22 protein-coding genes are annotated in these 12813 nt (G+C 71.1%); 15 read left to right on the top strand and 7 right to left on the bottom strand.

Features of this window, described 5'->3' with window-relative positions; genetic code table 11:
• From MKK75_RS14205 to MKK75_RS14175, 7 genes are all read left to right on the top strand, one after another.
• A partial coding sequence (locus MKK75_RS14205; protein ID WP_244043200.1) for a MucR family transcriptional regulator occupies positions 1 to 214 on the top strand: 214 nt, incomplete at its 5' end.
• Positions 215 to 451: 237 nt separating this feature from the next.
• Entirely contained in the window at positions 452 to 727 is a 276-nt protein-coding gene (locus MKK75_RS14200; protein WP_244043199.1) for a hypothetical protein, read from the top strand.
• 48 nt (positions 728 to 775) lie between these two features.
• A complete protein-coding gene (locus MKK75_RS14195; RefSeq protein WP_244043198.1) occupies positions 776 to 1189 on the top strand; it encodes a hypothetical protein in 414 nt (137 codons plus the stop codon).
• Positions 1190 to 1533: 344 nt separating this feature from the next.
• Positions 1534 to 1716, top strand: coding sequence for a hypothetical protein (locus tag MKK75_RS14190; RefSeq protein WP_244043197.1), 183 nt, complete (start codon positions 1534 to 1536; stop codon positions 1714 to 1716).
• A gap of 425 nt (positions 1717 to 2141) precedes the next feature.
• Positions 2142 to 2441: a PilZ domain-containing protein gene (locus MKK75_RS14185; RefSeq protein ID WP_244043196.1), complete on the top strand. Its 300-nt coding sequence runs from the start codon at positions 2142 to 2144 to the stop codon at positions 2439 to 2441.
• A gap of 95 nt (positions 2442 to 2536) precedes the next feature.
• Positions 2537 to 2713, top strand: coding sequence for a hypothetical protein (locus MKK75_RS14180; RefSeq protein ID WP_244043195.1), 177 nt, complete (start codon positions 2537 to 2539; stop codon positions 2711 to 2713).
• Positions 2714 to 2805: 92 nt separating this feature from the next.
• Entirely contained in the window at positions 2806 to 3057 is a 252-nt protein-coding gene (locus MKK75_RS14175) for a hypothetical protein (protein ID WP_244043194.1), read from the top strand.
• A 22-nt stretch (positions 3058 to 3079) separates the two neighbouring features.
• Here the strand turns inward: MKK75_RS14175 and MKK75_RS14170 are convergent, their stop codons facing one another.
• Positions 3080 to 3271, bottom strand: coding sequence for a hypothetical protein (locus MKK75_RS14170; RefSeq protein WP_010685423.1), 192 nt, complete (start codon positions 3269 to 3271; stop codon positions 3080 to 3082).
• A gap of 116 nt (positions 3272 to 3387) precedes the next feature.
• On the opposite strand from MKK75_RS14170, the gene MKK75_RS14165 reads away from it, so the two are divergent.
• The 3 genes from MKK75_RS14165 to MKK75_RS14155 all read left to right on the top strand — a co-directional run bounded on the left by MKK75_RS14165 (position 3388) and on the right by MKK75_RS14155 (position 4488).
• A complete protein-coding gene (locus MKK75_RS14165) occupies positions 3388 to 3582 on the top strand; it encodes a hypothetical protein (RefSeq protein WP_244043193.1) in 195 nt (64 codons plus the stop codon).
• A 97-nt stretch (positions 3583 to 3679) separates the two neighbouring features.
• Positions 3680 to 4168 carry a phasin family protein gene (locus tag MKK75_RS14160; RefSeq protein WP_244043192.1) on the top strand — a complete coding sequence of 163 codons (489 nt, stop codon included), beginning with the start codon at positions 3680 to 3682 and terminating at the stop codon, positions 4166 to 4168.
• Between the two features lie 26 nt (positions 4169 to 4194).
• The gene (locus MKK75_RS14155; RefSeq protein WP_244043191.1) at positions 4195 to 4488 is read left to right on the top strand and encodes a hypothetical protein; all 294 of its coding nucleotides are present in this window, start codon (positions 4195 to 4197) and stop codon (positions 4486 to 4488) included.
• A 79-nt stretch (positions 4489 to 4567) separates the two neighbouring features.
• On the opposite strand, the gene MKK75_RS14150 is transcribed toward MKK75_RS14155, so the two are convergent.
• Both MKK75_RS14150 and MKK75_RS14145 read right to left on the bottom strand, forming a co-directional pair.
• On the bottom strand, positions 4568 to 4819 hold the full coding sequence (locus tag MKK75_RS14150; protein ID WP_244043190.1) for a hypothetical protein: 252 nt from the start codon (positions 4817 to 4819) through the stop codon (positions 4568 to 4570).
• A 179-nt stretch (positions 4820 to 4998) separates the two neighbouring features.
• On the bottom strand, positions 4999 to 5160 hold the full coding sequence (locus MKK75_RS14145) for a hypothetical protein (RefSeq protein ID WP_244043189.1): 162 nt from the start codon (positions 5158 to 5160) through the stop codon (positions 4999 to 5001).
• Positions 5161 to 5229: 69 nt separating this feature from the next.
• Here MKK75_RS14145 and MKK75_RS14140 point away from each other — a divergent pair, with 69 nt between their 5' ends.
• A complete protein-coding gene (locus MKK75_RS14140; RefSeq protein ID WP_244043188.1) occupies positions 5230 to 5457 on the top strand; it encodes a hypothetical protein in 228 nt (75 codons plus the stop codon).
• A 33-nt stretch (positions 5458 to 5490) separates the two neighbouring features.
• Here the strand turns inward: MKK75_RS14140 and MKK75_RS14135 are convergent, their stop codons facing one another.
• The 3 genes from MKK75_RS14135 to MKK75_RS14125 form a co-directional block, all read right to left on the bottom strand.
• Positions 5491 to 5823 carry a hypothetical protein gene (locus MKK75_RS14135; protein ID WP_244043187.1) on the bottom strand — a complete coding sequence of 111 codons (333 nt, stop codon included), beginning with the start codon at positions 5821 to 5823 and terminating at the stop codon, positions 5491 to 5493.
• Between the two features lie 68 nt (positions 5824 to 5891).
• A complete protein-coding gene (locus MKK75_RS14130; RefSeq protein ID WP_244043186.1) occupies positions 5892 to 6140 on the bottom strand; it encodes a hypothetical protein in 249 nt (82 codons plus the stop codon).
• Positions 6141 to 6217: 77 nt separating this feature from the next.
• Entirely contained in the window at positions 6218 to 7267 is a 1050-nt protein-coding gene (locus MKK75_RS14125) for a hypothetical protein (RefSeq protein ID WP_244043185.1), read from the bottom strand.
• Positions 7268 to 7428: 161 nt separating this feature from the next.
• Here MKK75_RS14125 and MKK75_RS14120 point away from each other — a divergent pair, with 161 nt between their 5' ends.
• The 4 genes from MKK75_RS14120 (at position 7429) to MKK75_RS14105 (ending at position 11112) form a co-directional block, all read left to right on the top strand.
• Positions 7429 to 9459: a hypothetical protein gene (locus MKK75_RS14120; protein ID WP_244043184.1), complete on the top strand. Its 2031-nt coding sequence runs from the start codon at positions 7429 to 7431 to the stop codon at positions 9457 to 9459.
• Positions 9460 to 9517: 58 nt separating this feature from the next.
• Complete coding sequence (locus MKK75_RS14115) at positions 9518 to 9784, top strand: hypothetical protein (protein ID WP_244043203.1); 267 nt, start codon at positions 9518 to 9520, stop codon at positions 9782 to 9784.
• A 79-nt stretch (positions 9785 to 9863) separates the two neighbouring features.
• Entirely contained in the window at positions 9864 to 10055 is a 192-nt protein-coding gene (locus MKK75_RS14110) for a hypothetical protein (protein ID WP_244043183.1), read from the top strand.
• A 346-nt stretch (positions 10056 to 10401) separates the two neighbouring features.
• Entirely contained in the window at positions 10402 to 11112 is a 711-nt protein-coding gene (locus MKK75_RS14105) for a YidB family protein (protein ID WP_244043182.1), read from the top strand.
• A gap of 363 nt (positions 11113 to 11475) precedes the next feature.
• Here MKK75_RS14105 and fabF read toward each other — a convergent pair whose 3' ends face one another.
• Complete coding sequence (fabF, locus tag MKK75_RS14100; RefSeq protein ID WP_244043181.1) at positions 11476 to 12735, bottom strand: beta-ketoacyl-ACP synthase II; 1260 nt, start codon at positions 12733 to 12735, stop codon at positions 11476 to 11478.
• Positions 12736 to 12813: the final 78 nt, after the last annotated feature.

The raw sequence follows: 12813 nt of genomic DNA, 5'->3' as shown, positions 1-12813 counted from the left end.
CATCGACGGCAAGACCTACAAGACGCTCAAGCGCCACCTGACCAGCCACGGGCTGGACCCGCGGGCCTACCGCGACCGCTACGGCCTGCCGGCCGATTACCCGATGGTCGCCCCCGCGTATGCCGAGCAGCGCTCGGCGCTCGCCAAGGCGATCGGCCTGGGCCAGCCCGGCGCCATGGCCGAGCGCGAGCGGAAGGGCCGCCAGGCCGCCTGAACCCGCATGCTCCAAAGGGACACCCCGCCCCGGCCGCCCCCACGGCATCGCGGCGGGGGTCCAGCCGCATAGAGACCGCCTCGACCGGTGCCCCGGCGGCCTGCCGGTGGCCCGCGCAGGCGTTGCCCCGGCGCCACACTCGTCGGCGATGGTGCGTGACACGGACAAGCTGCCACACTCTGCACAAAGCGTCTGCGCACGCCGGATCCCAGGAACGAGAACCGAGGGACTGGCGAGATGAAGCGAGAGCAGACGAAATCGAGTTCGGTCGTGCCCTTCCCGGCGCATATCGCACCTGCGGTGGCCGACGAGGACACCGCCTCGATCATCGCCGTGTTGCAGGACCAGCTGGCGCTCGCCCGCGAAGGTCGGCTGCGCTCGGTGGCGGTTGTCTCCGTTTCGGCGGATGGAGAGGCGATCGGAACGCAGTGGTCGTGCAAGAGCGGGGATGTCAGCAGCCTGATCGGCAAGCTGGCGGTGCTCTCCCACGACCTGATGGCCGCGCGGAAGTGATCGCCCTGTCCTGAATTGGATCCGTTCGGTCACCTGGATCCGACGCGGATGCCCGCTCGGATTGCCGTGGAGTGGCTGACCATGAGAAGCGCCCTGCTAGCCGTCGTGCTCGCCGCAGCAGCGCTGCCAGGCGGATCCGCCTCGGCCGAGGACGCGACGGACACGACGGCATCCAAGCGCGCCGAGACGCTCGACGGGCTCGTGCGGATCGTCGGCGCGCAGGCCGGCATCGTGCTGTATTGCCGCAAGCTCTACACTGTGGACGACGCGGTCTCGGATGGCCTGTCCCAGACGGCGCGCCGGGCCCTCGAAGCCGCCATGGGGCACCGTCGGGCCGAGACAGCGGTCGCGGCGGAGGGTCGACGGGTCGGGGAGGAGATCGCCTCGCTCGGCGCCGACCGCTGGTGCGCCGATCAGCGCGATATCCTCAATACGGATGGCGTTCAGGTCTTCCTTGATTGACGTCGCGTGGGTGCTGCCGACCCCTGGAAGGGATGCGGGTCGGAAAAGGCTCGGATCCGGACACGATGACAAGGCGATCGGGTAGGGCTCCGGGCAGGCGGATGGCTGGTGCACCGGCAAATCCTCCCGGATTCGCCGGCCGACATATCGCGCTCCCTGTCCGCGAAAGTCAGATCTCGTCGCTGCTGTCTTGACGTTCTGCAATGCAGAACTGATTGGAACCTTGTTCACCGCCTCTTCGTCTGTCATGCTCCATCGGCGGATGGAATTGAACAGATCACGCCGGTTTCGATCATCCGGACAAGAGCCCTGAAGGGCCGCGGGACCGGCGAGGAGGAAACGTCATGTCGCGACCGATTTACCTCGCCATCGCCCTCATCGTGTGCGGCGCCACCGTGACGCTCTTCACCTTCGCCCGCGCACCGCGGTCGCAGGAATTTGCCGGCTGGGACGTGGCGTTCATGGGCGGCCTCGGCGCCATCGCCCTCGGCTTCCTGACGACCCTGGTCGAAGTGGTCACCGGCTAAGCAGACTTGCGTTGGCCGGCCAACGCGTCGTCCGCTCAGACCCTTGGTGTGCCGCAGGTTTTCGTCGCAAAACCGGAATCCGCTTCTGCGAAACCTGCTTAGCGCGCTCCGCGCCGAAGCGGATACCGGTTCGGCGTAAGCGCGCGCGTTGAAGCAAGGGCGCAGAGCGGCGCCCGATCGCAACGCGATCCGGCGCGGCTGCGGAGGCCCGCCGCTCCGCGGAGCAGGCCGGGGCTGCCGGTGAACACTTGCTTACGGCTCGATATTGATCGATCCGCGCCTCGATATCGTGGAATCCCCCAATTTCCTCACAAAACAGTGATATGCTGGCGATAATAGGCGAAGCGAACAATTCGATCTTTCGCCAAAACCCTGCCTGAACCGGCATCGTCGATCCTGGTTGCACGACCTTCCATGAGGCAGCGATGTTCGAACGACGCCGTGCTCCGCGTACGATCCTGAATGAAACCGGCAGCATCTCGGTCGACGAGCACCGCAGCCTGCCCTGCATCGTCTACGATCGGTCCGTCGGCGGCATCCGCATCGCTCTCCCGGAAGCCGAGATGGTGCCGGACCGATTCGTGCTCAGCATCGACGCGAACAACGAGATCCTCGTCTGCCAGGCCGTCTGGCGCGGGCGGGAGGAGATCGGCGCCGCCACCGAAACGTCCGCACCGGTCCGTCCGATCATGCCGGATTCGCGGTTCGGGTCGCAGACGGCCTGAGATAACGCCTCTCTGTCACTCCGGCACCTTCGTCCGTGTCGACCGTTCTCCCTCGGCGGCCCCCAACGGGATCGCGGCACACGGGAGGATAGGCCATGCCGGCTCCGAAATCGCCCGACGCGGATGAGAGGCCGGACCTGCCGCAGGGTCTGCCGATGCCGCCGAATACGGGCGACATGCCGCCCCCGCGGCTGCCGCCCGCGCCGGAAGACGATCCGGCGCCCCCGCGTGGGGAACCGGTGCCCGATATCGACGAGGTTCCAGGCTTGTGACGGGCGTATCGCCGGGGCCGACCGCAGCGGGGTGTCTCGCCGCCGCGTGGCGATCGGCGGGGTCCCGCCGGTCTCCAGCCCGGCGGGTTCCGATGCGGCGCGTCTTGAGCCTCGCGGCCTGTCTGGGCTGGATGTCGGCGGGCTCGGCCGCCGAGCAGCCGCTCAGCATCGAGCAGCTCAACGCCGATGGCTGGGAGATCGCCGGCTACACCGGGACGTTCGACAATCGCTCGTCCCTGATCCTGTTCCGCAAGCGGGACCGGACGTATCTGGTCCAATGTTCGATCCTGTACGACGTGACGCGCAGCCCGCGCGTCATCACGAATTGCTACGCGTTGCACTGAGGCGCACGGCGCGGCTGCGCGCTCAGTCCCAGTCGATGTTCAGGGAGCGCTCGAAGGCGGCTGCCGACATCTCCTTTCCCTTTGGGTCGGCGACCGTGATCTCGCGAAATCCCCGCCGGGCCAGTTCCCAGGTCTTCTCCATCGCCTGCTCGTCGGTGCCGCAGGCGAAGGTCATGACACGCCCGGACGGATCGATCCCCTTGACGGTGAACACACCATTCTCCTCGCTCGTCTGCGTTCATATAGCGCTGCGGCTCCGATCCTGTCCCGGGGGCGACCGCCGCTGGACCCTGACGGGCGACATCGCGTTACCAGGCGGAGAGGCCACAGATGACGAACACCCGCGCGATCCAACCGCCGAAGCACGACCCCGATTCGGTCGCCCCGGGACCAGACGGCCCTCGGGACCGCGATCGGGACGGCTCCAACGAGCCTCTGCCGGTAAGCGACGCGGATCCGGATGTCGGCTTGTCCCAGAAGGGCACCGACGCGGACGCCGTCCTCCGGCGCGAGACGGAGATTTGAGTTCGGGGTCCGAGACCGACGCGCTGAACGCCGGCGTTTGTGCGATGCACACAAGACAGGGCCGTGACCGGACCGGCGGCCCCGGGGGAGACCGAGCATGGCCGATATTCCGAGCCTCGAGGCCCCGTCATGGATGCGCGCCTCGACCGGGAGCAGTCTGAGCCAAGCACACAAACCGTCTGCCGGCTTCATCGAAGGCGCGCGTCGCGTCACCGGCACGATGCAGGACTCGACGGAGTTCGCCCCCATCCAGTCCCGGGACATGTTCGCCCGCGGGCTGGACTCTGCCGAGTCGAAAGTTTGCGCCTCCTTCGATCTCGCCCGGAAACTGGCAGAAGCGCGCCCGGCTCCGGAAGCGGCGCAATTCCAGGCCGAGTTCGCGGGGCAGCGATCTGCCGCCATGCAGGCCCGGGCCCAGGATCTGAACGGCCTCGCCGAGGGCACGTTCCGGCAGGGGACCGAACGCGCCCATCCCCCGATGCAGCCGGGTGCGGACGCAGCCCGGAAGGCGGCCCAACAAGGGCGGGACGCGGCCCTTCATGCGGGCCGGGAGATCCAGCAGGCGACCGAGCAGCTTTCGCATTGATTGCGGCCAGATCGGATCACGGATCCATGCCGGCGGCGGGTCGAAGCGTCGCCGGCCATATCGGGGTGGGGGCGGAGATGATCGAGCGGGACATTGGCCGGCTGGCCGATGAAAGTCTGCGTCTGTGTCTTCGGCAGGCCGAACTCGCCGCGCTCTTGGCAACGGCAGTTCAGTACGCTTGGCTGGACCTGTGTCTTGAGGGATATCGAACGCTGGCGCTCACGATCCGCGTCGGATCGGATCAGCGGGAACGGACACGCCGGCTGATCCAGCGGGGCGTCCCACCGGCGGAGGCCGCCCGCGCGTTGCATCTCGTCTGAGCCCCGAGTGCGGAGACTCGTCCCTGAGGCGTCGCCGGAACCGGGGGCGATCCGGTTGATCGCCCCCGGTTCCGAAACCTCAGCGTCGCGCCTCGGCGGAGGCCTGAACCAGGGACCACCTGGTCGTCGAGGCGGTCCGACCATGATCCGCCGAGGGGACCGGCTGCGGCGTGGTCGTCGGAGCGGTGACGCGGTTACCCTGCCGCAGGGCGTAGGCCAGATCGCGATAGAGCGGCGGCGTCAGGTGCAGGGGCTCCTCGGCCGCGGCCGGCCCGGTGAAGACGGCGGCCGAGATGAGCGCGGACGACGCGAGGATGAAGATCGTGCGCATGGTGCGTCTCCGTTTCGATCGCAGGTCGGGTCGCGGTAAGCGACCGACGCCGGACGAAACCATGTTTTTGTGCGCTGCGGTATGCTTATCACGCAATGCAACATAACGCCGTATCGGCATTGTGGTGCAGAGATCGAGGGGCATCGTCAGCCATGATGCGCAGTCAACCGCACCGCGCGTCATGCATTCGATGCAAAGGGGGTAAAATTCATCACCATTGAACTCAAAGGAAAATTGAAGAGCTGTAAGATATAATTTGATCCGACGGTGGTTGCGGCCGGATGATGGGCAGGATCCGGCTGTGGCAGCACCGTGATCGTGGCGACACGAATCAGCAACACGTTCGCCAGATCCACGTCACACGGGGGCGCTATCGAGCGTTCGAGACCCGACGCATCCGGAGCGCTTGCATGACGCCCGCTGATCTCGACAAACGCGCGGAGCTGACCGTCTGGCCGAAACGCGGACCCGGCCGATCGGCGCAGGGCCGCCCATTCGCAACCCTGCGCGAAGCGCTCGCCGTCGCCGTGCATGCGATCGAGGCCGAGGATGCGCAGCCCTGGATTATCACCGAGGCCGGCGACATCCTCTCGCCGCGCTGGATCCGGGCCAACGGCCTGCCGCGCGCCCTTCAGTAGGATCCCCCGCTGTGGCGGGGTGGGACCAGCCGCTCAGCAGCCGATGCAGATGTCGTGCACCACATGCTGGTGCCGGGAACCGGTGCGCTGGTTCGGAAGCTGACCGCCGATAACCGGAAACCCGGCCCCGAGCGCTCTGGGCCGGCGGTGGCCCTCGCCGGGGTCGATCTGGGGCGGGGCCGGGATCGCCGGCGGCGCGGACGGTCTCACAGCCACGCTGTTCGCCATGCCGGGCTCGGGGGGCGTGAGGGCCATGCCGGGCGCCGGGGGCACCGGAGCGAATTCGCCCGCCCGGGCCGGCACGAACACGGCGAGAGGCAGAAGCGCGAGGAGGGGCGTGAGGACGAGACGGCACCGCACACGCATCCCGCACTCCCTTCGGATCGACGTCGATGGCGACCGGCGCATCCGCGCCGGTGCGGCTCGCGATCGCCTCAGTAGGCCCGGCCGAAATAGGGCTGCGAGATCGGCCTGTAACGGTTCCTGACCGGCCACGTATAGGGCTGGTCCCGGACGGTCCGCATGTCGGCTCTGAAGCTCGGCGTGCTGAAGCCGAGGGTCTGGTGGGGAACGGCCTTCCCGGCCCCCGGGGGCGGAGAGCCCGCCTCGTGCGCCAGGGCCGCGCCCGACAGACCCAGAACGAGAAAAGCCGCGTACGCGGTGCGGCTCAGATTGACGGTCATCGCCTGCTCCTGTCCCGGCCGTGGTGCCGGTGCGGAAGGAACGGCCGCGCCGGAACGGCGGTTCCGGGCCCGGCGGATCAGTACGCGTTGTCGGCGCCGAAGCAGGCCGCCGTGAGGGCACCGCTGCAGGGAACGTCGATCCGGCCGGGCGCGGCGGCGGCGCCCCCGATGCCTGCGCCGCCGGATGTCCCGCCACCAGCCGACGCCGCAGGCGCCGCTTGGACGAGATCGAGGTCCCGGCCCGCCACCGCGGTCGACGCGGCCGCGATCCCGGCGCCGCCCGAGGCCGTTCCCGCCGCCGTTCCGGTCGTCGCGACCGCCCCCGTGGCGAGGCCCGCGGCGGCTCCGGTCCCGCCGCCGGTGGTGAACGTCCCGAGCCCGGACGAGACGGTCCCGAGGGCGGCCGCGTCGACGGCATTCGTGGCCCCGCTCGAAGTGACGCCCGATGCAGTCGTCGCGCCGGTGCCCTGGCCGGTGGCGATGCCCGATGTGCTGCCGATCCCGGCGCTGGATGCCCCGAACGCGGATATCCCCGACACGGAAGTCCGCGACGCGGACACGCCCGTGCCGGTGCTCAGCCCGGTCGTCAGGCCCGCCGTATTCGTCGTGAACGCCGCGTTGCTGCCCAGGCTGGTCGTCCCGAAGCTCGTCGAGAGCGCGCTGCCCGAGAGCGAGCCGAGGGCGGCGTTCGAACTCGATCCCAGCGTCGTGCCGAAGCCGGCGAGCGTCCCGGTGGCTCCGGTCGTGCCGCTGGATCGGCTGGTGCCGAGCGTCGATCCGGTGACCCCGGCGCCGCCCGTGATGCCGGTGCTCGACGAGAACCCGAGCTGGCCGGCGCCGGGGAGCGCGCTGGTCGGCGCCCCGATCGTGCCGCCGCCACCGCCGGCGCCGCTGAGGCTCAACTGGCCGGCATTCAGCAGGCCGCCGGTCTGTGCCGAGAGGGTCGGGAACGGTCCGGTCGTGGACGTGCCCCCCAGGCTGAGCTGCCCGGGATTGGCGATCGCGGTGATCGGCTCCAGGGAGGCCGCCGTCGGCGCCGTCGCGGTGGCCGACAGGCTCTGCGCCGCGGCCGGGGCGGCGATCGGCAGCAGCAGAACGGCGAGCAGGGCGCGCACCGGCGTTTCCATGGCGGTCTCCGGCCATCTCCGCACAACGGACGTGAGGTCCAACCGAGCCCGCCCGGGGTCGTTCCGGCGACGCGGCGACGCGGCGACGCGGCCCGGCCTTCATGCTGCCGGAAAGGCGGTGTCGTGTCGGCCCAGGATCCGATCAACCGATCTTTGTGCCCGTGCCCGATACCTTCGCCCGAGGCTTGCGCCATGCCGGCTGGCTCGCCGGCCTGCCGGCGCTCGCCCTGATCTGGGCGAGCGCGACGCTCTACGCCGCCCCGCGGATCGCCGAGCGGCTCGAGGCCGCGGGGGCCCGCGTCGCGGCCGGCACGGCCACCGAGACCGGCGAGCCCTGGCTGCGCCTGACCGTGCAGGGCCGCGACCTCGTGGCGGCCGGCGAGGCGCCGGATGCGGGCGCCCGCGCCGCCACCCTGTTCCGCCTCGCCGTCCTGGACGGCCCCCGGCGCATCGTCTCAGAGGTCGGCCTCGTCGAGACCGCGACACCGTTCCAGTGGGCGGCGATCCGCAGGGGCCCAGCCCACGTCGCCCTGGAGGGCAGCCGCCCGGTGGAGATCGGGCGCCGGGCCCTGGAGGCGCGGGTCACCGGGGCGCTCGGCCCCGGCACCAGCCTCGACGATACCGCCCGGGCCGCCCGGGGCGCGCCGCCGGATTTTCCGAGCGCGGCGGCCTTCCTGGCGGCGCGGCTCTCCGGGCTCACGGCGGGCGGACGGGCCGCGCTCAGCGACACCGTTCTCAGCCTGTCCGGCGAGGCCGTCGACGTGCCGGCCTACGAGGCGCTGCGGGCCGCCCTTTCGGAGCCGCCGGCGGGGTTCAGCATCGGCCGCGTCGAGATCCTGCCGCCGCGGGTGGCGCAGTACCGCTTCACCGTCGCGAAGGAAGCGGGCGGGATCGTGCTCGACGGCTTCATCCCCTCCGCGGCCGACCGCGAGACCGCCCTGCGCGCCGCCCAGGAGGCCGCGCAAGAGTCCGCGCAGGGGACGGCAGGCGCGGCCGTGGACGACCGGCTGGTGACCGCCCGGGGGCTCGACCCGGCGATCGACCCGAAAGACCTGATCGCCTTCGCGTTCCGCCTCGCCGCGCTGATCCAGACGGGCCGCGTCGCCTTCGTGGACGGCGCGGTCTCGGTCGGCGGCGACGCCATCGACGGGCAGGCGATCCCCGACGCCGAGGCGCTGATGCGCGACGGCCGCCCCGCCGGCGTCGCGGCCGGCCGGGTCGCGCTGACGGCGCGGCCGCTCTCGCCCTACCGGGTCGCGATCCGCCGGACGCCGGAGACGGTCACGTTCACCGGGCACGTGCCGGACGCGGCCACCCGCGAGCGGGTGCTCGACGCGCTCAGGCCCCGCCTGTTCCGCGAGCCGATCCTCGACCGCACGCGCCTCGCCGAGGGCGCGCCGGCGGATCTCGGGGCGGCGCTCGCCGCCGCGGCGCCCCTGGTGGCAGGCCTCGCTACGGGTGAGGCCAGCGTCTCCGACCGGACGCTGACGCTGACCGGCGAGAGCCTCTACCGCGAGGTCGCGGCCCGCACCGCCGAGCGCCTCGCCGAGGTTCTGCCCCCCGGCTGGACCGGTCGGGCCGCGGTCACGGCCCGGCAGCCGGCGGAGCGGCGTGACCCGGCGGCCTGCCGCGCCGATTTCACCGCCGCGACCGCGGGGGCGGATCTGCGCTTCCCGGCGGGCAGCGCCGTGCCGGGCCCGGCCTTCTACCCCACCCTCGACGCCCTGGCGGCCCTGGCCAAGGCCTGTCCGACCCTGCGCATCGCCGTCTCGGGCCCCGCCGATCCGGCGAAGGCCGCGCCGACACCGGCCGCCGGCCCGGGGGAGGGCGCCCGTCCGGCCGCACCGCCGGAGCCCGAGCCGACCCGCGTCGCCAGCGCGGCCAAGCCGGAGGCCCCCGGCAGGTCGGCGGCCAAGCCCGATGCCAAACCGGACCCGAAGTCGGGCGCCAAGCACGACACCAAGGCAGATGCCAAGCCCGATCCGAAGACATCCGCCAAGGACGCCGCCCGACGCGGCAAGCCCGCCCCCAAAAAATCCGAGGCGGCCGCCGACGAGCCGCCGCAGGACCTGCCCCGGCTGCGCGCCCAGGCCGTGGTGGAGTATCTGCTCCAGGCCGGCGCCCGGCCGGATCAGGTGAGCGCCGGGCCGGACGGACCCGCCGGCCCCGTCGCCTTCGCGCTGCTGCCGTGAGGCCCGATCGATCCGCCGCGCGCGGGCGCCGCACCCGTCTGGAGACCGCACGGCCGTGATGCTGCTGCTTGCCGGATTCTGGCCCGGACTCGCCGGGGCGGGGGCGCTCGGCCTCGGGGTCGGGGCGCTGGCCGGCTGGCCGGACCGATACGCCGTGCCGCTCGGCCTGTTCGTGGCCGCGGGCCTCCTGGCGGCGGCGGCCCTCGCCGCGATCGTGCCCGGCCTGCCCGGGCTCTGGCTGGAGGGCGCGGCCTTGATCCTGCCGCCCTACATCGCGGGCTGCGCCCTCGGCGCCCTCGGACGCCGCCTCGTCGCGCGGCGCTGAGCTCCGGGAACCGTCCCGCCCCCGGCCGGCGTTGCCTCGTCATACGGGCCCGAGGCCCACCCCGCTCGACGAGGCCACCATGTCGACGACCGATCGCCGCCCGCGGCGCTCCGCCCTCCGCCTGCCGCGCCCCCGGGCGGGCGCCGCCGCAACCGGCCTGTTCCTGACCGCTCTGGCGCTCGCCGCCGCGACGATGCCGCTCTCCGAACCCGCCGATGCCACCACCGCCCACGGCACCGCGCAAGCGGCGCTGACCGCCCCGGCCCGCTGAGGGCGAGGACCAGCCCTTTCCGGGCGTTGGTCAAGAGATCCGATGCCACCGCATCGTGCCGGTCGTGCCTCGACCCTGTCCCGGGCGCATGGAGCGCCGGCGGAATGCGACCCGGGATCCAGCACAAGAGCTCGCGAAGCGGCGGTCTGAAACAGACTGTGCCGCGCGCGCGGCCCTCTTTTGTGCTGGGTCCCGGATCAGGTTCCGCTGACGCTCCACCTGTCCGGGAAAGGGCGCGTTGCCCGCCGTCACCGGATCGCCCCGGCCGCCGCCCGCCAAGGCAACCGACCCCGTCCCTGAGCGGTTGTTCGCCCGGGCCCGGGGCGGGCTCCGGGGGGAGGGGCGCATGGGTTTGCTCGAATCGGCGATCGGCGGCGTGCTGGGTCAGGTGTTCGGCGGGCAGAAGGGCAGCGCCGGGGGGATGTCGCCCCTGGTGAAGGCGCTGCTGATGCTGCTGCTGGCCAAGGGCGCAGGCGGCGGCTTCGGCGACATCTTCGGCGGAGGACGCCGGGGCGAGCCCGGCCCCGAGGCCGACCGCTCCGGCGGCGCCGGCCCCTCCGGACGTGATCCCGGCCAGCACCCCGCCGATGCCGGCGGGCGCCGGCCCGACGAGAACGGCGATATCGGCGGCTGGGACCAGTATGGTGGCCGCCGCGACAGCGGCCCGGACGGCACCGTCGACCCGTCCCTGCCGCCCGGCGATTTTTCGGATCTCTCCGGCATGCTCGACGGCCCCGGCGCCGCCCCGGCCCCGAGCCGCGCCGCCCCGGCGGGGCAGGGGGATCTCGGCGGCCTCGACGGGCTGGTGGACCGGTTCCGCCAGGGGGGCCTCGGCGACGTGATCGAGTCCTGGATCGGCCCCGGCGCCAACCGCCCGGTGGCCCCGGACCAGCTCGCCCGGGCGCTCGGCCCCGACACGGTGGACACCCTCCAGAGCCAGACCGGGCTGGACCGCGAGACGCTGCTGTCGCAGCTCGCCCAGGCGCTGCCGGAGGTGGTGCATGCGCTCACCCCGCAGGGGCGGGTGCCGGGGGAGGCGGAGCGAAGGGGATGGTGAGGGCCAAGAGAACGAGATCTAAAAACCTGTGAGTTTGGCACCTGTGGTCGTTACCTAAGCAAGGCTTTTCGCTGATACATTTGTAGCTGGTTTTTATCCCATAAATTCATCGGGAGGGAAATTTGTCATCGCGCACAATCGCTGTTTACGGATTTAATCTTCCTAATATTGATGGCATTTGAAAAATTCGAACGACTCCGATTTTGCCAAAGCATGCCGAGAGGCCTTCCGAAATACGCCGGGCGGCTTGATAAATTTTCCGAATATTCCAGAAGAAGGTAGTACATCTGTGGCAAAGCCAGACCTCAGGAGTGCTGACGCACCGAACTGATTGCCTCAAATTCAAAAATTTTCGGTCTCGTCTTAAACCCGCCGCATCACCAAGCTGGCATTCGTCCCACCAAACCCAAACGAATTCGACAGCACCACATCCACCGGCTTCCGCTTCGCCTCGAACGGCACAAGATCGATCTTGGTCTCGACCGAGGGGTTGTCGAGGTTGAGCGTCGGCGGGATCACGCCGTCGCGCAGGACGAGGATCGAAAAAATTGCCTCCACCGAGCCGGCGGCGCCCAGCAGGTGGCCGACCGAGCTCTTGGTGGACGACATGGTCGCCCCCGCGGCGGCATCGCCCAGGAGCCGCTCAACGGCCTTCAGCTCCAGCTCGTCGCCCATGGGCGTCGAGGTGCCGTGGGCGTTGATGTAGCCGATCTCGGCGGGCGAGATCCCGGCCCGCTTCACCGCCGCGCTCATGCAGCGGAAGGCGCCGTCGCCGTCCGGGGACGGGGAGGTGATGTGGTAGGCGTCGCCCGAGAGGCCGTAGCCCACCACCTCGGCGTAGATCTTCGCGCCGCGGGCCTTGGCGTGCTCGTATTCCTCCAGCACCACGATGCCGGCGCCCTCGCCCATGAGGAAGCCGTCGCGGTCGCGGTCGTAGGGGCGCGAGGCCTTCTCCGGCGTGTCGTTGAAGCCCGTGGTCAGCGCCCGGCAGGCGGAGAAGCCCGCGATCGAGAGGCGGTTCACCGGCGATTCGGCGCCGCCCGCCACCATCACGTCGGCATCGCCCAGCGCGATCAGGCGGCTCGCGTCGCCGATCGCGTGGGCGCCGGTGGAGCAGGCCGTGACCACGGCGTTGTTCGGGCCCTTGAGCCCGTGGGCGATCGAGACCTGCCCGGAGGCGAGGTTGATGATCCGGCCCGGGATGAAGAACGGCGAGATCCGGCGCGGGCCCTTCTCGTGCAGGGTCACGGAGGCGTCGTAGATGCCGCCGATGCCGCCGATGCCGGAGCCGATCAGCACGCCGGTGGCGCACTGGTCCTCGTGGCTCTTGGGCGCCCAGCCGGCATCCTTCAGCGCCTCGTCGGCCGCCGCCATCGCGTAGACGATGAACGGGTCGACCTTGCGCTGCTCCTTCACCTCCATCACGCGGTCCGGGTTGAAGGTGCCGTCGCTGCCGTCGCCGAAGGGGACCTGCGCGGCGATCCGGCAGGGCAGGTCGGCGGATTCGAAGCCGCGGATCGGGCCGGCGCCGCTGTCGCCCGCGATCAGCCGGCTCCAGGTGTGCTCCACCCCGCAGCCCAGCGGCGTGACCATCCCCAGACCCGTGACCACCACCCGCCGCATCGCACTCGTCCCGTCTTGGATCGCGCAGCCAGGCCGCCGCCGGAGCGCATCGTCTATAACCGTCGGAGGCGGATTCGG

The organism is Methylobacterium sp. J-030, assembly GCF_022829545.1.
Taxonomy (GTDB): domain Bacteria; phylum Pseudomonadota; class Alphaproteobacteria; order Rhizobiales; family Beijerinckiaceae; genus Methylobacterium.
This window is presented reverse-complemented; position numbering and strand designations above follow the sequence as displayed.